Below are 19,858 nucleotides of genomic sequence, written 5' to 3' on the forward strand. Positions count from 1 at the left end.
TCTAGCATTGGCTCCACGAATTAGGGGCTAGCGCTCCCGATTTTCCCGCTGTGGGAGGTAACCGGATGATCCGGCTATTTCCTTCGTTACTTTCGACGGTCATCATGGATGGCCGTTTTTTTTTGAGTTATTTCACGGTAAAGGGTCGAGCCGCTGGCGCTTTACCGTTAAAATTCCGCTTTTGCACTTGCCCGTGAGTCTTGATGTCTGCGTCCACCCTCTCTTCGGATAGTTATGCCCTGCTCGCCACCCTGCAATTGCAGCGTGTTGCCAGTACCCGTTTGCTGCAAGAACAACTGGCGATAGGCCATGCCCTGATCGATAAACTGACCCGGCTGCAGGATGCGGGGCTGGTCAGATTGCGCGGGGAGCAGCAGTGGAGCCTGACCGCCGAGGGGACGCTGGCACTGATCCTGGGGGTGCGTGCCGGTCTCTGCCCGGCGCCGGACTGGAGCCGGGTGCCCTCATTGACCGGGCAGGATCTCACCCATGCGGTGGTGCGCGAGCTCTGCCGCGGCAAAGCGGGGGAGATCCCCACCTATTTCTCGGCCAGCGATCTGCTGACCCTGCTTGATACCCCGGACGCTCACCAGTTGCTGGCGGGCTCCAGCCCCGCCTGGCAGCAAATGTTGCTGGAGCACTTCTCGCTGCAACTCTTGCTCGATGCCCCCTATGAAGAGCGCTGGCCGCTGGCCAATGCGCTGGTGCGCTGCGCCCCCGAGGTGCAGGCCCGGGCCAAAGCGTTCGAGGCGGAGTGGCGCTGGCTCTGCGGGGATGGCGAGTGCACCTCGCCAACCGGCGAGGACAAGGATGCCGCCCCCGGCTGGCCAGCCCTGCAGGCGCTGGCCCAGCAGAGCCAGAGCGGCCCGCTTGGCGAGCGACTGCTCACCGCGCTGGGCCAGTGGCAGGCAACCGATGAGGGTGAAGCGGGCCAGTGGCCCCGTTCATTCAGCGCCCTGCTCTGGCTTGGCTGGTTGCAGCAGGCCGATCCCGTCATCGCCAGCGAACAGCGCAAGAAGTGGCAGCGCAGTCTGACTGGCCAGTTCCCCCTGCTTGCCGACTTGCTCAGCCAGTGGGCGGGCGATCGCCACGGTCAGGCGGTCGGCCTGTTCGATACCCTGCAACTGCCGGTGGAGGAGCTCCACTGGGGCTATCTCTGGCTCGATCTCTGTGCGCTGGCCCGTCACGGAGCCCAGAGCCCGCAGGTGGCCATGTTGCACAAGTGGGATCTCTCCCATCTGCTCGATGCCGAGCCCCATCATCGCCTGATGGCATTTTGTCAGGATCTGCTGCGTATCTTGTTGGGCGAGGCGGCCAAAGGGGCGCCCTTGTGCCAACTGCGCGGCAGTGAGGAGAGTGCGCAAGAGGGCAGTGACGAGCAGGATGATGACGGGGACGAGGACAAAACCGCGGCCTCTGCCAGCTGGCTCAACTGGTTGCAGGGGCTGGGACGCTCCAGTGGCGTACGCAAGCCGCAGGAGCGGTTGGTGTGGCTGCTCCATGCCGACGGTCCCGAGCTGGAGTGCAAGATCCAGAAGCTGAGCACCAAGGGGGAGTGGACCGCCGGTCGCCGGGTCGATCCGGCCCTGCTCTCCACCCAGTATGCCGCCATGCTCGACGAGCACGACTGGGCACTGGTTCGCACCCTGCCACGGGTGATGGGACGGCTGCCACGGGATGTTTGGGCACCGCTGGCCGATCACCCCCGCTTGTTCAACGCCAAGGGGCAGAAGCTGCAACTGGCCATCAGCGCCCCCCTGCTGCAGGTGGTCGCCACCGAACAGGGGATGAGCGCGCAGCTCTGCCCCGATGCAGCCGCCCGCGGGGCCCATATCATGCCGCTGGCGCAGGATCTGTGGCAGCTGATCCTCACCCCGCAGCCGCTGCTCGACCGCTTGCCTGCGCTCGAATCCATCCCGCTGCTGCCCGCCGAGGGGCTGGCTGAGTTGCAACGCACCCTGGACGCCATTCCCGAGTTGCCTTGGCACAGTCAGGTTGCGGGGCTTAGCGGCAACGCCGAACTGGCTCCCTGGCCGGGCATTCCTTCGGTGCAACTGGATTGGCAGGATGGCCAGCTGTCGGTCAAGCTGGTGACCCGCTTTGAGGATCTGCCGCCCCAGCCCCTTGGCAAGGGGGAGGCGATCGTGCGGCAGGGGATCAAGGCGTACCACTACTGGCAGCGGGATCTCGCGGCCGAGAAGCTGCAGGCCCAGCTACTGCGCAATCAACTCCCCATCGGCCTGCCCGGCAGCGAGTGGCTGCTGCAGGGGGAACAGGCGCTGGCGCTGGTCAATGCCCTGCCCGAGCTGGTGGATGCCGGTGTGGTCATTCACTGGCATCAGGACAGCGCCCGCCTCAAGAGCCTTGATGAAGCGGCCCTGAGCCTGCGCATCGAGCGGCGGCAGGACTGGTTCCAAGTCGAAGGGGCACTGGCCCTCGATGAGCACCAGATCCTCGACCTGCGCCTTATTCTGCGTCAGATGACCCCGGGGCAGCGCACCGTTCAGCTCGACGAGAAGACCAGCCTGATGCTGAGCGACAAGCTGGTGGAACGGCTTACCATGCTGGGGGCCATGCTCGATGAAGAGCAGCGGATCAACAACAAGCTGGCCTATCCGCTCACTCGTCTGCTCTCGGTGATTACCACCGAAGGGGATGCAGCGTGGCAATCCCTTCAGCAGGAGTGGCAGCAAGAGGTCGATTGCCCGGACGAGCTGCTTACCTCCCTGCGGGACTATCAGAAAGAGGGGGTGCGCTGGATGGCGACCCTGGCCCATCACGGTTTTGGTGCCTGTCTGGCCGATGACATGGGTCTGGGCAAGACACTGCAGGCGCTGATTGTGTTGCGCATGCGCCAGCACCTTGGCCCTGCGCTGGTGGTGGTGCCCAAGTCTGTGGTCACCAACTGGCAGGAGGAGGTAGCCCGTTTCGCCCCCGAACTGGATGTGGTGGTGTTCGAGAACCCGGCCGAGCGGGAGGGGATCATTCGCGAGGCCAAGGCCGGTCAGGTGATCCTCATCAACTACGGCATGCTCGGCAGCCTGGCGGAGGCGCTCAAGTCCCGCCGCTGGTCCTCCATGGTGCTCGATGAGGCGCAGCAGATCAAAAATGCCGGTACTCAGCGCGCCAAGCTGTTGTTCCAGCTCGACGGCGATTTTCGCCTCGCCCTCTCCGGCACCCCCATCGAAAACCATCTGGGGGAGCTGTGGAGTCTCTTTACCTTTATCAACCCGGGGCTGCTCGGCAGCCTTGGCGAGTTCAAGCGCCGCTTTGGCAAGGCAGTCAAGGATCCCCAGCACATGGCGCTGCTGCGGGCGGTGATCAGCCCCTTTATCCTGCGTCGTCTCAAGCAGCAGGTGTTGACCGAGCTGCCGGACAAGACCGAGATCATTCACCACATCAGCCTCTCCCCCGAAGAGCGCCAGCTCTACGAGGCGACCCGGCGGGAAGTGGTGCAGCAGGTGCAAAGCGCCGATGGCCGCGCCCTGATGCATGTGCTGAGCGGCCTGACCCGGCTGCGCCGTCTCTGCTGCTCACCGGAGCTGGTGATGCCCGAGTGGTCGCAGACCAGCAGCAAGCTGGACGAGGCGATGGCCCTGCTGGAAGAGGCGATCGACGGCGGCCATCGGGTGCTGGTGTTCAGCCAGTTCGTTGATCTGCTGAGTCTGCTGCGGGCCCGCATCGAGCAAAAATCCTGGGATTACTGCTATCTGGATGGGGGCTGCTCCGCCAAGTCCCGTCAGGACTCCATCCTGCGTTTTCGTCATGAGGAGGTGCCGCTGTTCCTCATCAGCCTCAAGGCAGGGGGGACCGGTCTTAACCTCACCCAGGCCGATACCGTGCTGCACCTCGATCCCTGGTGGAACCCGGCGGTGGAAGATCAGGCGAGCGATCGGGCGCACCGGATGGGGCAGACCCAGCCGGTGACTGTGTACCGGCTGGTGTGCGAGCAGACGGTGGAGGAGAAGATCGTCGCTCTGCACGACGAGAAGCGGGCGCTGGCCGATGGCCTGCTGAGCGGCCAGTCCGAGGTGCGCGGGCTGGATGTGGAGAGCCTGCGGGCCCTGCTGATGGGCTGATTGGCGACGCCGCCTTACATACCGTCTATCGATACAGAAAAGGGGAGAACATCCAGAGATGTTCTCCCCTTTCTCGTTTGGGATGCAGATGCGGGATTCATCGTTTATTGCGGCAAGGCGGCGCAGTTATCCCTGAACCAGCTATCCCTGATCCAGTCACCCCTGATAGAGATAGAGGTGCAGCCGCTCGATGATGGGTTCGCCGCCAATCTTGCGATCCCGCCGCGCCTGCCGGCTCTTGGGGGGATAGTTGCCCAGATGGGTGACTGCAGGCGGGGTATCGGAGCAGAGCAGCAGAGGCAGGCTCGCCTTGATCTGCTGCTTGCGCGGGGTGCGCTCCAGCCAGAGCAGGTTGATCATCGGGTGGGTCTTGACCGGGCGGCGGATCCGCAGCTCGGCATCGGCGGGCAGGCGGCGAATATCGTACACCTCCTGATCCACCATCTTGCTCCACTCCTCGTTGTTGGAGAGGGCCGGTATGTAGCGGCGGCTGCGCTCGAGCATCTCAAGCACCTGCTCGCGACTGAGACGATTGATGGTCTGCTTGTCGGCCCAGGTAAAGCCGAGGGATTGCAGCTCACCTGTCAACAGGGTCAGCTTGCGGTAGACCTGCAGCGTGATCACGCCGGGCAGGGCGGTATGTACCAGCTCGAACTTCTCGTCCCGTCCCCCCGCCTGCTGCACCAACGCCTTGAAATCAAGCTTGTGCTGGTTGATTTGGTCGATCAGCGGTTGCAGCAAGGGGGCAGCGGCGGCAGGAAAGCGCAACCAGCCGGGCAGCCGGTGAGTCGCCTTGGTGGAGCAGCCGGGGCGGGCGCTGTGATCCCGATAGGCGGCGAGGGTGGCCGCCAGCGCGGCTTCACCGTTGAGATAGCCCACCTCAATTTGCTCGATCGGGTCGTGTTCTTCCCCCTGTGCAACTGGGGGGAGGGGATAGACATGAGCCTCCTGCAGCTCGAGTTGGCCAAGCAGATCGGCCAGCTGGTTGAGAGAGGCTTCAATGGCGGCCATCTGTTGACGCAGGGCGGCGGTCGGGGTAAAGGTATCCATCGATGATCCTGTGGTCTGACCCGCTGTTGACGAGATCAGGTATGACATCAGCTGCGGGTAGCAAAACTACTGTATAAATAAACATACCAGCATGCGGCTGGAGTGCCAAGAGGCACTTTGGGGAGGGGGCAATGTGCGCCTCTGAATGGGGATGCGGTGCTGGTTTTATTTATGTTTCATTGTGTTAAATAAAGATCGTCACAAGATCATTAAATTAACAATTTCGTGTAACTCCGCTGTTGCCAGCTGTTCACACCTTGTCCATCCCTGCATATGTAAAGCAGTAAAATGCATATATAGATGGGTGCCATGCAGCACAATATGCTGTGCGACTCTGCTGGCCAACCGTTAAAATAATTATTTGTTTAAAATCAAAGCTTTAAAATTAAATCCTGCCGTTTTTAGACATTAGATTTACTAATGTAACGTATCAAAATTCGTCAATTGAGTCGGTCTGACTCCCTGACTAAGCTTTGCGCATCAAATAAAGCCCAGTGCGTAAACAAATATTCAGAGGAGCCACATCATGGCCAACATGACTTATACCGAAACCGGTTACCAGCATTCCAGCCAATTGAATCTGGTTGCTCGCGTTAAAATGACCGTTCTGACCTGGCTGGAGCGCAGCCGCAGCCGTCGCCAGCTCTCCGAGCTGCCCGAGTACCTGCTCAAAGACATCGGCCTGAACGAAGCTGACCGTTATCAAGAGACCACCAAGCCGTTCTGGCGTGGTTGATCTACCTGGCATGGATGCCTTGTTTTTCTGCTGAGTCGTTTGCTGTTCTGCCCCGTGGCGCCCGGCCGCCAGGTCTGTCATTGTCTGTTTTATATCCCCCGTTTTCCCCCTGTTATTTGTTGGTCCTTTTTCCTCTCCTCTTTATTCCACATCGCTACTGCCATTGCTGTCGTCGTTCGATTGTTATCACACTTGTATCGTTAATGTTTGAATTTGTTTAAAAAATGATTTTAAGCCGTGATGCCTTGCGTATAATCCGGCCATAGTGTTCCAGCGCAAGAGGGTGAGACGGATGATTCCCCAGCACGATTTTTTGGCCATGACCCGCAGCCATGAGTGGCAGCTCGATCCCTTTGAATTTGCCCTGCCCAATGGTGCGCGGGTCAGCGTCTGGGATACGGGCGTGCTCTGTCTGGAGCCTGCCAGTGGCACGGACGACCAGCCGGGAGGACGCAAGGATATCGTCCTCTCCTGCGGCATCCACGGCAACGAGACCGCTCCCATCGAGATCTGCAACCAGCTGCTGAGTCGTCTGCTCTCAGGCGAGCTGAGCGCCCGCCATCGGGTGCTGTTCCTGTTTGGCAATCCGGCGGCGATGAATCTGGGGCTGCGGGAGGTGGAGGAGAACATGAACCGGCTCTTCTCCGGAGCACACAGCAAGGGGGAGGGGCTCTGCAATCGGGAGCGGATCCGCGCCATGCGCCTCGAGCAGTATGTGAGCCGCTTCTTTGCCGATCCGGCTCGTCCCCGCTACCACTACGATCTGCACACCGCCATTCGCGGCTCGCGCCACGAGAAGTTTGCCGTCTACCCCTTTCCCCATGAGCGGCCCCACTGCCGCGAGCAGGTGCAGTTCCTCGGCGCCTGCGGGGTGCGTACCATTCTGCTCTCCGCCAGCCCGACCACGACCTTCAGCTACTACAGCTCCCGCCAGCATGGTGCCCACGCCTTTACGGTGGAGTTGGGCAAGGTGCGCCCGTTTGGCGAGAACGATATGACCCGCTTTATCGAAACCCGCCAAGCGCTGCAGGAGCTGGTCACTCAGGATGAGGTGGCGCTGGAGCCGTGGCGGGCGGATGATTTCACCCTGTTTGCCATCGATCGGGTGATCACCAAAAAATCGGCGGACTTTCGCTTCCTGTTCGCCAGCGATGTGGACAACTTCACCGAATTCCCCCAAGGGTTCGTGCTGGCCGAGGATGGTGAGCTGCGTTACACCGTCGAGCAGCCGCGTGAGGCGGTAGTCTTCCCCAATGCCAATGTGGCGATCGGCCAGCGCACCGTGCTGATGGTGGTGCCGACAAGGCTCTGGGAATAGCGGTGATAGTTTTGCCTGCAGAGCGGTGATGCATCCGCAGGTGGCGCCAAGCCATTGTTTTAGTCGGCGGCTCAGACACAGCAGCGGTTAGCCGCAGTAATAAAAAACGGGGCCAGTCAGATGACTGGCCCCGTTTTTTATCGGGTTCAAGCGGTGAGGCTTAGCTGTTGTTCTTCACAAACAGGGTCAGCTCCTGACCGGGCTTGAGGTAATCCCCTTTATCCAGCTGGTTCCAGCGCATCACATCGTTGATGGCCACCTGGAAGCGAGCCGCGATGGAGGAGATGGAGTCACCACGGCGAACCTGATACACCATCGATTTGTCGCTCTTCTTCCCTTGCTTGGGATAGACCACCAACTTCATGCCTGGCTTGAGCGCCGACTTGGCATTCAGACCGTTCCACTTGGCGAGCTCTTCGTGGGAGACACCGTGCGCCTGGCTGATGCTCCACAGGTTGTCACCCGAGCGCACCTTGTAACTGACTTTGGCCTTCTGGCTGCTACCACGGCTTGCCAGCTGCTGCGGTTTGCTGGCGGAGCTGGCCTTGCTGCTGACCTGACCGTGGGTCGGGATCACCAGTTGCTGACCGCGACGCAGGTTGTTGCTGCGCAGATTGTTGGCCAGCTTCAGCTCGTTCACGCTGACGCCATGATTCTGGGCAATGCGCGACAGGGTATCGCCACTGGTGACCTGATAGGAGCGGGTACGAATACGCTCGCTCTTGGGCAGATCGGCCAGTGCCAGCTCCAGGGTATCGGCATACTCTACCGGTACCAGCAGGCGGTAAGGGCCACGGGGCGACATCACGCCACGGCTCAGGGCCGGATTGACCTCCTTGAGCTGTGAGGTGCGCAGACCGGCCAGTTGGGCGGCCACATTCAGATCGATCTGGCTGCCGGTCTCCACCACTCGCAGCTTCGGCTCGTTGGCGAGCACCGGCAACTGGATATTGTACTTGTCCGCATTGCTGATCATGTCAGCCATGGCGAGGATCTTGGGCACATACATCCGGGTTTCGCGGGGCAGATCGAGCGACCAGTAGTCCGTCGGTTTGCCTGCGCGCTGGTTACGCTGGATGGCGTTGCGCACCCGTCCTTCCCCGGCATTGTAGGCGGCCAGCGTCTGCAGCCAGTCACCGTCAAAGAAGCGGTTCAGGTATTCCAGATAGTCGAGCGCCGCATTGGTGGAGGCCAGCACATCGCGCCGTCCGTCATACCAGTTGTCGTGGCGCAGACCGAAGTTTCTGCCTGTCGCTGGCACAAACTGCCACAGACCGACGGCATTGCTGCGGGATCGGGCATGGGGATCAAACATGCTTTCGATCATCGGGACAGTAATAAGCTCCATTGGCAGCTCACGCCGTTCAATCTCCTCTACCATCAGATAGAGGTAGGGTTCAGCCCGGCTGGCAATGGTCGCCAGATGCTTATCATTGCGCAACAGCCACTCACGTTGCTGGCGGATGCGCGGATTGTCCGGAGTTTCCAGTTGCATATCATCGCTGATACGCACCCACAGATTGTCCGTATCTTCCATTTCGTCCAGCTGTTCATCGCCAAACAGGAAATGGGAAGAGTGTTTTTTATGCGCTTTTTTCTTGACCTGGGGGGACTTGATCGGCTCGATTGCCGTTAGCGCCCGGTCATCCTGATGGCTCAGGTTTTGGCAGCCGCTGAGCAACAGCGCTGCCAATAAGGCCGTTCGTACCTTCATCTCGTTCCGGTCATTTTTAGGAAAAACAGCTCGCATCATAAGGGGCAATGGCCCCCTGATCAAGGTTTGTTCAAAAAACGTCCTTCCACTGACGCAGGATGGTGAAGGTATCTACCGGATTTTCCACGCATTTTAGCCCATGCTTTTCAGCAGAAAATTTCACTGAATCCTGTTCGCAGCGCAGAAAAATGTTGAAAGTGCGTTCGTCACCCAGCCGGGTTGGCAGGCTTGGCAGCCCTTGTTGCCGCAGTTTGCTGATCAGCCCGATCTGGCGGCGGATCGCCGGGTTATCCGGCTCGACCGCATAGGCAAAACGCAGGTTGGAGAGGGTGTACTCGTGGGCACAATAAATGAGTGTCTCATCGGGCAGGGCGGCGAGTCGTTGCAGCGAGTGGTACATCTGCTCCGGCGTCCCTTCAAACAGGCGGCCACAACCGGCCGAGAAGAGGGTATCGCCACAAAAGAGCATGCCGTTGCCGTGGTAGGCGATGTGGCCGCGAGTGTGCCCGGGCACATGGATCACCTCGAGGGCGAGGCCGTGCCAGTTGATCTGATCGCCATCTTCCAGCCACTGACCGTGGTGATCCGGCATGGGGTCAAGTTTGGGGCCATAGAGCCGGGCGTGGGGGAAGTGGGCAAGCAGGTCGGTGACGCCCCCGACATGGTCGTGATGGTGATGGGTCAGCAGGATGGCATCGAGCACCAGTCCTAATGCCTCAAGCCGCTCCAGCACGGGTGCGGCATCGCCCGGATCGACCACCAGACAGTGATTTTCGTGGCGGATCAACCAGATGTAGTTGTCATTAAAGGCTGGAACTGTGATCACTGGATACATGAGTCTGCTTCTCTTTAGGGAGGGTATCTTATATAACAGGATGGCGTTCGAAACCCCGAGTTGAGCCCTATTATGCAGGTGGCACGTACCGAACAACAAATCGAGATCCCGACCAGCTGGTCTGCATTGCCTATGGGGGACTGGGTGGCGGCCGAGATCCAGGATCGGCTCGACAACTGGTGTCCCAATCTGTTTGGGTATCATCTGCTGAAAATTGGCGCTCTGAGCGCTGAACTCTCCTGCAAACGCTCTTCCATTCGTCACCAGATCGGGGTCGCCCCCGGCGGGCGATTGCTCGACATGTATGGCGATCCCCTCGATCTGCCGGTGCGGACCGGCAGCGTCGATGCCTGCCTGCTGGCTCACTGCCTTGATTTCTCCGCCGATCCCCACCAAGTGTTGCGCGAAGCAGAAAGAGTGTTGACCGATGATGGCTGGCTGATCATCAGCGGCTACAACCCCATGAGTCTGGTCGGGATCGGTCACTGTGTGCCGTTCTTGCGGCGCAGAATGCCTTGGTCGGCACGGATGTTTACCCCGGGGCGGGTGACGGACTGGCTGCATCTGCTGGGATGCGAGGTGATGTTCGACGAGCGCTTTGGCTATTCATTTATGGGGAAACAGAGCTGGCACAGCTGGTGGCGGGAGAGTGTGGGGCGGGACTATTGCAGGGCATTTGCGTCGGTATACGTGATTGCGGCCCGTAAACGGCGCTTTCCATTGATCCCGGTGCGGCGGCGCTGGCAACTGCCAAAGTCCCTCGCCACACCGGGAATGGCCCGTCAGGGCTGGTAGCCGGTATCTTCGGCCAGATCCTTGCCACAGGCGGCATCTCTGGCCAGCTCGTCGCACCGTTCGTTCTCCGGATGGCCGGAGTGACCCTTCACCCAGAGCCACTCAATCTGGTGGCGACCCACTTCCGCATCCAGCTCCTTCCAGAGATCGACGTTCTTGACCGGTTGCCGGTTGGCGGTCATCCACCCTTTCTTCTTCCAGCCGATGATCCACTGGGTGATCCCCTGGCGGACATACTGGCTGTCGGTGGTGAGGCGTACCTTGCACGGTTCGTTGAGGGTGCGCAGCCCCATGATGGCGGCCATCAGCTCCATCCGGTTATTGGTGGTCAACTTGAATCCGGCGGAAATCTCTTTGCGGTGCTTGCCGTAGACCATCACGGCCCCGTAACCACCCGGGCCCGGATTGCCGAGGCAGGAGCCGTCGGTATAGACATCAATCTGTTTTAACATGAGCAATCAATCTGTTTTAACATGAGGCTTGGGGTAAACTAGCGAGTAAGTAAAGCCGAAGTTTGACATAGATTGGATCATGAACACACCCCAACTGAATCGCCAGATCATTCTGGATACTGAAACCACAGGTATGAATACGGCGGGCGGCCCTGTCTATCTGGGGCACCGCATTATCGAAATCGGCTGTGTGGAGGTGATCAACCGCAAGCTGACCGGTAACCACTATCACGTCTATATCAAGCCTGATCGTCTGGTCGACCCGGAAGCGATCCAGGTGCATGGTATTACCGACGAGTTCCTGCGTGACAAACCGTCGTTCAGCCAGATTGCCGACGAATTCCTCGAGTTCATCCGCGGCGCCGAATTGATCGCTCACAACGCACCGTTTGACGTGAGCTTCATGGACTACGAGTTCAGCAAGCTCGGACTCAACTTCAAGACGGCGGATATCTGCACCATCACAGATACCCTGGCGATGGCGCGGGATCTCTTCCCCGGCAAGCGCAACAACCTGGATGTGCTGTGCGATCGTTACGGTATCGACAACTCCCACCGTACCCTGCACGGGGCTCTGCTCGATGCGGAGATCCTGGCGGACGTCTACCTGCTGATGACCGGTGGCCAGACCAAACTCAATCTGGCCACCGAAAGCAACGAAAACGAAAGCAATCAGGACACCAGTATTCGCCGGTTAGAGAGCAACCGACCCGCCCTCAAGGTGGTGCGTGCCACTGCCGAGGTTCAGGCCCTGCACGAGGCGAGACTGGATCTGGTACAGAAAAAGGGAGGAAGTTGTCTGTGGCGGCAATGAGCAAGTGGTGTGCCGGTCTGCTGCTGTTGCTCTCGCTGGGGGCTGTGGCGACCGAGGTATTTGCCCCTTCCGATATTCCGCTGCTGGATAACCGCTTTCGCATCGATTACGGCGTGAAGGAGATCACCTTCATCATCAAGCGCAAGCCGGGCACCCCGTCAGTGATCCTGGTTCGCCCCGATGGCAGCAAGCTTTACGTGGGCAAGGTCAAACCCGCAGATGTGGGTTGGCTGGCGCTGCCGGAGCATGATCTCATTACCCTGCGCAATCCCATGCCGGGCCCCTGGCAGGCGATTGGCGAGGTGGATCCCGACAACCGGGTGCGCATTCTCTCCGATATCCGGCTCGATATCGCCGCCCTGCCGATGCAGCTCTATCAGGGGGAGGTGGTCAAACTCAAGGCGTGGTTGCTGATCAATGGTCAGCCGCCGAAAGATAAATACTATCTCTCTGACCTTGGCATGACCGTCAAGCTGCAATCGTTCAGCGATGCCGATAAGAAAGAGGTCGTGCTGGATCAAGTACTTGGCCACTATCGCGATGATGGCAAGGGGCTCGACGAAGTGCCAGGCGATGGCATCATGACGGCGGAAGTGACGCTGCAGGATATTCCCGGTGGCAAGTACCGCGCCATGTTCAGCACGGGCAATCAGGTGTTTGTCCGTGCCCGTTATCAGGATGTGCTGCTTTACCCCTATCCGTTCAGTTATAACCTGGCGCCGCCTTCGGATGAGCTGGGCGCTAAGCTCTCACTGCTAATCGACCGTGATGAGCTGGATCCTGCTTCCGTGGTGGTCAAGGGGAGTGTGACCAGCAATGTGGGCGGCCTCTACGAGTTCAGCGAGACCGCCAGCGACCCCAAGCTTGATATAGATCTCTCCAACATCAAGGAGGTCGGTCAGCATGAGGTGAAAGCAACCCTCTATGGCACCACTCGCCTCGGCCGTGAGCTGAAAATCGAGTTGCCGGTGAAAACCTTCAATGTCTTCCCGCCACCGCCGCCTCCAGTAGAGGTGGTGTCGGCCGCAGCTCCTGTATCTAGCGCCGAGGCGACCCATGAAGCTCCGGCAGAGGAGGAAATGGGCTGGCTGATCTGGGCATTGGCGGGTGGTGGTGTGCTGCTGACGGTATTGGGTGGGGTCGGGTTTGTGGTGATACAAAAACGGCGTGCCCTGAAGCGTGCTCTGGCCGCTGCGCAGGCCGAGAATCAGCAAGCCGGACAACCTGCTGCCAAGCTGGATCTCAATCTGCCAGAGCAGTAACCCTCGTACTTCTCGCTCTGAAGTGGCGTGATGCCAGATATAGAAAACCGCCCTGATAAGCAGGGCGGTTTTTTTGAATTCATAAACAGAACAAGCTGGCTATCAGTGTTCGCCGATATAGACATCCTTGTTCTGCTCGCGGATCTCGAGGAACTTGTCCAGATTGGCCATCATCAGCTCGACCAGCTGGGGGTCGAAATGCTGCCCCTTCTCCTCTTCAATCAGGGCCAGCACCTTGTCCAGCGGCCACGCCTTCTTGTAGCAGCGATCCGAACCCAGGGCATCGAACACGTCAGCCAGCGCCACAATCCGCCCCTCCAGCGGAATATCGGCCCCCTTCAAACCACGGGGATAGCCACTGCCATTCCACTTCTCATGGTGATTGCCAGCGATGGTGGCCCCAATCTGAAACAGCGCCAGATCGCTGCCGGAGAGCATATCCTGCCCGAGCTGGGCGTGGGTTTTCATGATCTCCCACTCTTCCGGTGTCAGCTTGCCCGGCTTGTGCAAGATGGCATCGGGAATTCCCACCTTGCCAATGTCATGGAGCGGCGAGGCACGTTTCACCAGCTCGCTCTGCTCTTCGCTCATGCCCATCAGGTGGCAGAACTGTTCGGTATAGAGCGCGACCCGTTTGACGTGCAGCCCTGACTCTTTTGAACGGGTTTCGACCAGTTCGCCGATGCGATAGATGATCTCCCGCTGGTTGTCGGCGATCACCTCATTGAGCCGGATATTCTCCAGTGCCACTATGATGTTTTCGGTAAACAGGGTCAGCAGACTGGTATCGATCTGGCTGAGCTGGCGGGTGGTCTCGATGTGGAACAGCAGGTGGTGGCGCGGATTCTGGCAGTAGAGCACCATCTGGGTGGCGTTATAGACATTGCTGCGCTTGCTCATAGCCTGGCGCAGGATCTCCGGCGCGTCCGTGAGGAGCATGGCGGGATGGCCGGAGAGCAGGGGCTCCAATACTTGATCCTTCACCTCATAGGCGTATTGCTTGACGTCGTATATCTGGGTTTCCCCCAGATGGAGCAGGGCGCTGAGCTGCTCCTGGGCGCCTTCGACAAACTGGCGCAGGGCCCGTTTCTCAAAGATCCCCTTGGAGGCTTCGATGACTTTTTCCAGCCCCTGACGGTTACTCTCCAGGGTGCGAATATCCCGATAGGATCGCAGGCTGGCCCGCAGCAGGGTGCGCAGCTTCTGGGAGGTGAGCTCGGTTTTATCCTTGTAGTCGTTGATGTCGTAGTTGGTGACCACGTCATCTTCCGGCGCCTGGCCGGGTTGGCCGGTACGCAACACGATGCGTACCATCTTGTTTTGCAGATCTTCACGGACGTATTTGACGACATCTAGGCCAGCGTGGTCGACCTCCATCACCACGTCCAGCAGCAACAGGGCAACGTCCGGGGTGGTGGCCAGCAACTCTTTGGCCTGCGCCGCGGAATAGGCATGCAGAAAATCGATGGGGCGATTGTCAAACTCGAATTTGTTCAAGGTGATTTTGGTGATGCGATGCACTTCAGGCTCATCGTCAACAATCATCACCTTCCAGCCCGCTTGCTGTGCGTCGGGGAGGGAGAGATCGTCATCATCAATAATCAGGATCTGGTCATCCATCATACAATCCTGTTTGGCATCCTGTGCTTACATTAACTGCTTCACTAAGGATAGGAAACTTATTGGGAAATAAAATTTGATCTCGAAAAACTATGGTCGAAATAAGCAAATGGAACCCTTTGTGACTGTGGCGTTGTCCGGCTGCTTTCTTTGCCCAATCATGGAGCTAGCGTGCATAAAGCCTATTTCTGGATTGGGGTGTGGACGCGAGTGGTTGGGGATGTTTGAATCCAGCTTGTAGCTATTAGACGAGAAACAATCTTATTTGATAGTGATTCCTATTTGCGTGTAGCATGGGCGACACACTCAACGAGGAGCCCCATCGTGTCCCCATCTCTGCCTCCCAATCGCCCCCGTCTGCTGGCTGTCAAAGCCATTACCCAGATCACCCCCCATTTGCGTCGCATCACCTTTGGTGGCAGCGAGTTGGCTGACTATCCCTTTACCTGCGGTGGGGCCCATATCAAGGTGATGCTGGCCCAGCCCCATCAGGTAGAGCCGGTGCTGCCTGCCATGACCCCGAGCGGCCCGCGCTGGAGTGACCCGGCTGACAAGCCGGTGATCCGCACCTACACCATCCGCACGTTTCGCCGTGATGAGCAGGAAATTGATATCGACTTCGTGCTGCACGGTGACGGCGGGCCCGCCAGCGCCTTTGCTACCCATGCCAAGCCGGGAGAGAAGGTGATCCTCTCCGGGCCGGGTGGTCCCAACCCCATGCTGCAACCGGCCGATCACTACTGTCTGGTAGGAGATCTCACCGCCTTGCCCGCCATCATGGCGATGTGTGAGGTGATGCCTGCCGAGGCCAGCGGGGAAATTGCGATTCTGGTGCCGGATCAGGCCGATGCTCAGCCGTTGACACTGCCGGTCGGGGTGCGCTGTCACTGGTTTGTCGGCGAGCCCGAGTCCAGTGGCCTGCTGGAGCATGTGATTGCTCTGCGGCTGGTGCGCGATGGTGGCTTCTTCTGGCTGGGTGGGGAAGAGGCGCTGGTGCTACCGCTGCGCCGCCATTTTCGGTCTGTGCTCGAGGTGGATCGCCAGTCGCTCTACGCCGTGCCGTACTGGCGCCGGGGCAAGAGTGAAGAGGCCTATCACCAGACCCGTCACGATGTGATGGATAATTAAGCGGATGCGAAAGAATACCTGACTCACTCTTGCAAATAAAAATGATTTGCATTTAGTATTGCGCCGTCTGGGTATTCGTTCAGGCGGCGTTTTTATTTCCGTTGACACAAGAGCGCCCTATTTTCACGTCGGTTTGGCTGAATGTTGTCAGACCCAACGCAAGGAGTCGTAAAGGGTGGTTAAGTACCAGACCCCTCTGTTCTGGCTGGGATTGTTCCTCCTGTTCATACTGCTTTCTCTCTCGCTCGCCACCGGTGCGGGTGTTTATGGTGCTCGCGAGGTGTTCGGCTACCTGATGGGTGACGCGCCTTGGGCGAGTGACGAGAAGCTCGCCATGGTGCTCAATACCTTGCGACTGCCGCGCACCCTCTGTGCCATGGTGGTCGGCGCCTCGTTATCTCTGGCTGCCTCCTTGTTGCAGAGTGCGACCCGCAACCCGCTGGCGGAGCCCGGCCTGCTCGGGGTCAGTGAAGGGGCCGTATTTGCACTGGTGGTGGGGATCACCTGGTTTGGAGCGGAATCAGCTTACAGTTACCTGATTTGGGCTGGTTTTGGTGCTCTGTTTGGCAACGTAATAGTGCTGGTACTCAGCACTATTACTGGCAGCGCAAATCCTCTCAAGCTCATTCTGGTCGGGGTAGCCCTCTCGGCAACATTTCGTGGTCTGTCGAGTTTCTTGCTGTTTTCCAACAAGATGGTGCTGGAGCAATACCGTTTCTGGGTATTAGGCTCCCTGTCGGCGGCCAATCTCGATGCCATCATTGCCGTGCTGCCCTTCGTGCTGGCGGCGTTTGTCATCACCTTGCTGCTCTGTCGCCAGCTGACCCTGATGCAGATGGGGGACAGTCAGGCCCAGGCGCTCGGGATCCGCCCTAACCGGGTGCGAATTGGCGTGCTGCTGGCCGCCACCCTGTTTACCGCCAGTGCCATCGCTATCGCCGGCCCCATCGGCTTTGTCGGCTTTCTGGCCGCCTACTGTGGCCGATTGGTGGAGCCGGTAAAGCTGTCGGTGCAGGTCTGTTTCTCCGCCCTGTTTGGCATGCTGTTTCTGCTGTTGGCCGACATTCTGGCGCGCTGGCTGATCCAGCCGTTCGAGTTGCCAAACGGGGTCATTCTGGCCCTGATCGGTGCACCTGTGCTGATCGCTATTGTCCACCGCGGGGGCTTTCGTACCCTGCTGACCGTCAAGTGAGGGGCTGATGCGTACACCTACCGATATGCTCTGCCTGCGGGCCGGCAACCGCTCTTTGCTGATCCATCTGCCCAGCTGGCGCTGGCTGGCACTGCTGGCCGTGGCGCTGCTGGCGCTTGCTCTGCTGGCCCTGAGCGTTGGCGGTGGCAAGCTCGGCTTGGCCGGGGTGGTCAACACCCTGCTGGGGGAGGGGACCCGGCTTGAGCAGCTCACCCTGTTCAAGATCCGGCTGCCGCGCATCCTTGGGGTGGTGGTGGCGGGGGCGGCCATGGGGCTCTCCGGCTGTCTGGTGCAGACGCTGGTGCGCAACCGGCTGGCCACACCCGATATGGTGGGGGTCAACAACGGGGCCTCTCTGGCCATCATCGTCTTCTCCCTCTACCTGACCGTGGGCAGCTGGCCCTGGTGGGCGGCCCCTATCGGAGCCATCTTCGCGGCGCTGGTGCTCTATGCCCTCTGCCGCAAACCGGGTGAGCAGGGCTATCTGTTCGTGGTGATCGGCATCGGTCTCTCCGAACTGTTCGAGGCGCTCGGCCAGTTTGTGATGTCCACCCAGGCCCTGCTGCACCTGAGCTCCCTCTATCTGTGGAACATGGGCAGCTTTATCGCCGTGGGTTACAGCACCATCACCCCGATTGCCATCCTGTTGCTGCTGCTCTGCCCGTGGATCGTCTATCTCTCCCGCTCGCTGGCGGTGCTGCGCTTTGGCCCCGAGATGGCCCGAGGGCTTGGCGTCAACGGCGATCGGGTGCAACTGGGCATTCTGGCGCAGGCCATTCTGGTGGCGGCGCTCGGCACCGCCATCGGCGGCCCCGTGGTCTTTATCGCCATGGCGGCCCCCATTCTTGCCTCCTGGCTGGTGAAAGACCGGGTGGTGCCGCTCTGGCTGGCTGCACTCAGCGGCTCTCTGTTGCTGCTCGCCAGCGATACCTTGGTCCGGGTGCTGGCCAGCCCTCACGAGGTGGCGACCGGCATCATGACCCGTATTCTCGGCGGCTTGTTGCTGCTGTTTCTTCTCGTTAACGATCGCCAGAGGGCTGACTGATGACGCTCACCGTAAATCGCCTCCATTTCGCCTATCAGCAGACCCCCATCCTGCGGGACATCTCCTTCAGCGTGCCGAGGGGCAAGCTGGTGGGGATCGTCGGCCCCAACGGTTGCGGCAAATCGACCCTGCTCAAGCTGCTATCCGGCCAGATGAAAGCCCAACGCGGCGAGATCCTGCTCAAGGGCAAGCCGCTTGCCAGCTACCCCATGAAGGGGCTGGCGCGGGAGCTCGCATATCTGCCCCAGTGGCCGACCCTGCCTGCCGGCATTCTGGTGGAGCAGTTGGTGCAGTATGGCCGCCACCCTCATCAGGGCTGGTTCAATCAGTGGGGTGAGGAGGATGCCCGCATGGTGCGTATTGCCTGCGAGCGGATGCAGCTTGAAAGCATCTGGCAGCAGAGCGCAGCGTCCCTCTCCGGCGGGCAGGCGCAGCGGGCCTGGCTTGCGATGATCCTGGCGCAGGACAGCGACATGGTGCTGCTCGACGAGCCCACCAGCGCCCTCGATATCGGTCACCAGACCGAGGTGATGGAGGCGATCCATCGCATCACCGCCGAGGGCAAAACCGTGCTGCTGGTGATCCACGATCTGGCGATGGCGGCCCGCTACTGTGACGAGCTGATCGCCATCGGCGAGGGGACCATTGCCGCTATGGGCCCGGCCCGGGAGGTGGTGACCAAGGATCTAATCGACCGGCTCTACCAGACCAGTGTCGACATTCTGCATGCCCCCGGCGACGGGGCGCCCATTATCGTGCCCCGTCGCCACGAACATGGCCGCACCCTGCGTTCGGCGAGTTGAGTCATATGGGCCTGCTCTGTGGGCCCGCCGAGTATATTCACGCGGCCGATTATCCGGGCCGTGCAACGAGAAGGAGTGAGATGATGAAGCGTTTTGCCGCCCTGGCAGCAGCCATCCTGATGCTGGCCGCGCCGCTGGTTCAGGCGCAGGAGATGCGTGAAGTGACTGATGCGTTTGGCCAGAAGGTGCAGGTGCCAGTCCAGCCAACGCGGGTGGTGGTGCTGAGCGAGCTCGAACTCGACAGCACCCTGACTCTGGGGCTGACCCCCATCGGCGCCGTCAATGGCCGTGGTCAACCCACCTTGCCCCGCTATTTGCTGAACAAGGCGGGCATGGGGATCCAGGTGATCGGCGATCTCGACAGCCCCAATCTGGAGTCGCTGATTGCGCTGGAGCCCGACCTTATCCTGACAGGCCAGACCCGTCCCGAGCTGCTGACCTTGCTGGGGGAGATCGCGCCGACCGTGGTGACCAGCAAGTGGGGTGAGCCGTGGCAGGATAGCTTCCGCCGCACCGCCCACACCCTTAACCGCGACCAGCAAGGGGATACTTTCTTGCTGCAGTATGCCGAGCGGTTGACTCAGGCCCGCAGCAAGCTGGCCAAGCATCAGGGGGAGAGCATCAGCATAGTGCGCTGGAATCCCAAGGGGCCGAGCTTTATGTATCAGGGCACCTTTGCCAGCAGCGTAGTGGAGTCGATGGGGCTGGTGCGCCCAAGCAAGCAGCAGGGTACTGGCGCGCCCCACTCACCGGCGCTGAGTCTGGAGTCCCTCAACCTGCTGGATGCCGACTGGCTGGTGGTCGGCACTCTGAGCGCCAGCGGTGATGCGGTGGATGCCATGCGTCAGGCGGAGCAGACCCCGGCGTTCCAGCAGCTGCCGGTGATCAAGGCCAAGCGCTTTGGCGCCGTGGACGGGTCGCTTTGGACCTCCAGCGGCGGCCCGCAGGCGGCCCTCAAGGTGATCGAGGATGTGGAGCAGTTGCTGGCAACCCGCAGCTGAGTGCCACCGCACAC

The 19,858-nt window shown here is 60.1% G+C and carries 16 protein-coding genes; 11 read left to right on the plus strand and 5 right to left on the minus strand.

Annotated elements, in window-relative coordinates; all coding sequences use genetic code 11:
- Positions 1–203: 203 nt before the first annotated feature.
- Positions 204–4,079: a DEAD/DEAH box helicase gene (locus tag ACTG20_RS09140; RefSeq protein WP_194495793.1), complete on the plus strand. Its 3,876-nt coding sequence runs from the start codon at positions 204–206 to the stop codon at positions 4,077–4,079.
- Positions 4,080–4,235: 156 nt separating this feature from the next.
- Here ACTG20_RS09140 and ACTG20_RS09145 read toward each other — a convergent pair whose 3' ends face one another.
- Positions 4,236–5,129, minus strand: coding sequence for a DNA replication terminus site-binding protein (locus ACTG20_RS09145; protein ID WP_139741342.1), 894 nt, complete (start codon positions 5,127–5,129; stop codon positions 4,236–4,238).
- Positions 5,130–5,655: 526 nt separating this feature from the next.
- On the opposite strand from ACTG20_RS09145, the gene ACTG20_RS09150 reads away from it, so the two are divergent.
- Together ACTG20_RS09150 and astE are read left to right on the plus strand one after the other, a co-directional pair.
- A complete protein-coding gene (locus ACTG20_RS09150; protein WP_005337823.1) occupies positions 5,656–5,865 on the plus strand; it encodes a DUF1127 domain-containing protein in 210 nt (69 codons plus the stop codon).
- A gap of 292 nt (positions 5,866–6,157) precedes the next feature.
- On the plus strand, positions 6,158–7,183 hold the full coding sequence (astE, locus tag ACTG20_RS09155; protein ID WP_194495792.1) for a succinylglutamate desuccinylase: 1,026 nt from the start codon (positions 6,158–6,160) through the stop codon (positions 7,181–7,183).
- A gap of 160 nt (positions 7,184–7,343) precedes the next feature.
- Here astE and ACTG20_RS09160 read toward each other — a convergent pair whose 3' ends face one another.
- Together ACTG20_RS09160 and gloB are read right to left on the minus strand one after the other, a co-directional pair.
- Entirely contained in the window at positions 7,344–8,897 is a 1,554-nt protein-coding gene (locus ACTG20_RS09160; protein WP_005361719.1) for a lytic transglycosylase, read from the minus strand.
- 70 nt (positions 8,898–8,967) lie between these two features.
- Positions 8,968–9,732 carry a hydroxyacylglutathione hydrolase gene (gloB, locus tag ACTG20_RS09165; protein ID WP_005337817.1) on the minus strand — a complete coding sequence of 255 codons (765 nt, stop codon included), beginning with the start codon at positions 9,730–9,732 and terminating at the stop codon, positions 8,968–8,970.
- Between the two features lie 72 nt (positions 9,733–9,804).
- On the opposite strand from gloB, the gene ACTG20_RS09170 reads away from it, so the two are divergent.
- Positions 9,805–10,527 carry a methyltransferase domain-containing protein gene (locus tag ACTG20_RS09170; RefSeq protein WP_162516067.1) on the plus strand — a complete coding sequence of 241 codons (723 nt, stop codon included), beginning with the start codon at positions 9,805–9,807 and terminating at the stop codon, positions 10,525–10,527.
- Here ACTG20_RS09170 and rnhA read toward each other — a convergent pair.
- Positions 10,515–10,979: a ribonuclease HI gene (gene rnhA / locus ACTG20_RS09175; RefSeq protein ID WP_005337815.1), complete on the minus strand. Its 465-nt coding sequence runs from the start codon at positions 10,977–10,979 to the stop codon at positions 10,515–10,517. The genes ACTG20_RS09170 and rnhA overlap by 13 nt on opposite strands.
- Before the next feature lie 79 nt (positions 10,980–11,058).
- Between rnhA and dnaQ the strand changes: the two genes are divergently transcribed.
- Together dnaQ and ACTG20_RS09185 are read left to right on the plus strand one after the other, a co-directional pair.
- Complete coding sequence (gene dnaQ / locus ACTG20_RS09180; protein ID WP_088869726.1) at positions 11,059–11,793, plus strand: DNA polymerase III subunit epsilon; 735 nt, start codon at positions 11,059–11,061, stop codon at positions 11,791–11,793.
- Positions 11,790–13,055, plus strand: a complete 1,266-nt coding sequence (locus ACTG20_RS09185; protein ID WP_194495791.1) for a TIGR03503 family protein — start codon at positions 11,790–11,792, stop codon at positions 13,053–13,055. Before dnaQ ends, ACTG20_RS09185 begins: the two co-directional genes overlap by 4 nt.
- Positions 13,056–13,157: 102 nt before the next feature.
- On the opposite strand, the gene ACTG20_RS09190 is transcribed toward ACTG20_RS09185, so the two are convergent.
- Positions 13,158–14,675 carry an HD domain-containing phosphohydrolase gene (locus ACTG20_RS09190; RefSeq protein WP_194495838.1) on the minus strand — a complete coding sequence of 506 codons (1,518 nt, stop codon included), beginning with the start codon at positions 14,673–14,675 and terminating at the stop codon, positions 13,158–13,160.
- Positions 14,676–14,999: 324 nt separating this feature from the next.
- On the opposite strand from ACTG20_RS09190, the gene ACTG20_RS09195 reads away from it, so the two are divergent.
- From ACTG20_RS09195 to ACTG20_RS09215, 5 genes are all read left to right on the plus strand, one after another.
- Positions 15,000–15,803 (plus strand): siderophore-interacting protein, encoded by an 804-nt coding sequence (locus ACTG20_RS09195; RefSeq protein WP_194495790.1) that lies wholly within the window; start codon positions 15,000–15,002, stop codon positions 15,801–15,803.
- Between the two features lie 175 nt (positions 15,804–15,978).
- Positions 15,979–16,995, plus strand: coding sequence for a FecCD family ABC transporter permease (locus ACTG20_RS09200; RefSeq protein WP_194495789.1), 1,017 nt, complete (start codon positions 15,979–15,981; stop codon positions 16,993–16,995).
- A 7-nt stretch (positions 16,996–17,002) separates the two neighbouring features.
- Positions 17,003–18,040: a FecCD family ABC transporter permease gene (locus ACTG20_RS09205; protein ID WP_194495788.1), complete on the plus strand. Its 1,038-nt coding sequence runs from the start codon at positions 17,003–17,005 to the stop codon at positions 18,038–18,040.
- Positions 18,040–18,843, plus strand: a complete 804-nt coding sequence (locus ACTG20_RS09210; RefSeq protein ID WP_194495787.1) for an ABC transporter ATP-binding protein — start codon at positions 18,040–18,042, stop codon at positions 18,841–18,843. Before ACTG20_RS09205 ends, ACTG20_RS09210 begins: the two co-directional genes overlap by 1 nt.
- An 83-nt stretch (positions 18,844–18,926) precedes the next feature.
- Positions 18,927–19,844, plus strand: coding sequence for an ABC transporter substrate-binding protein (locus ACTG20_RS09215; protein WP_058058834.1), 918 nt, complete (start codon positions 18,927–18,929; stop codon positions 19,842–19,844).
- Positions 19,845–19,858: the final 14 nt, after the last annotated feature.

It is taken from the genome of Aeromonas sp. 84A, from assembly GCF_051919345.1.
GTDB lineage: Bacteria > Pseudomonadota > Gammaproteobacteria > Enterobacterales > Aeromonadaceae > Aeromonas > Aeromonas veronii.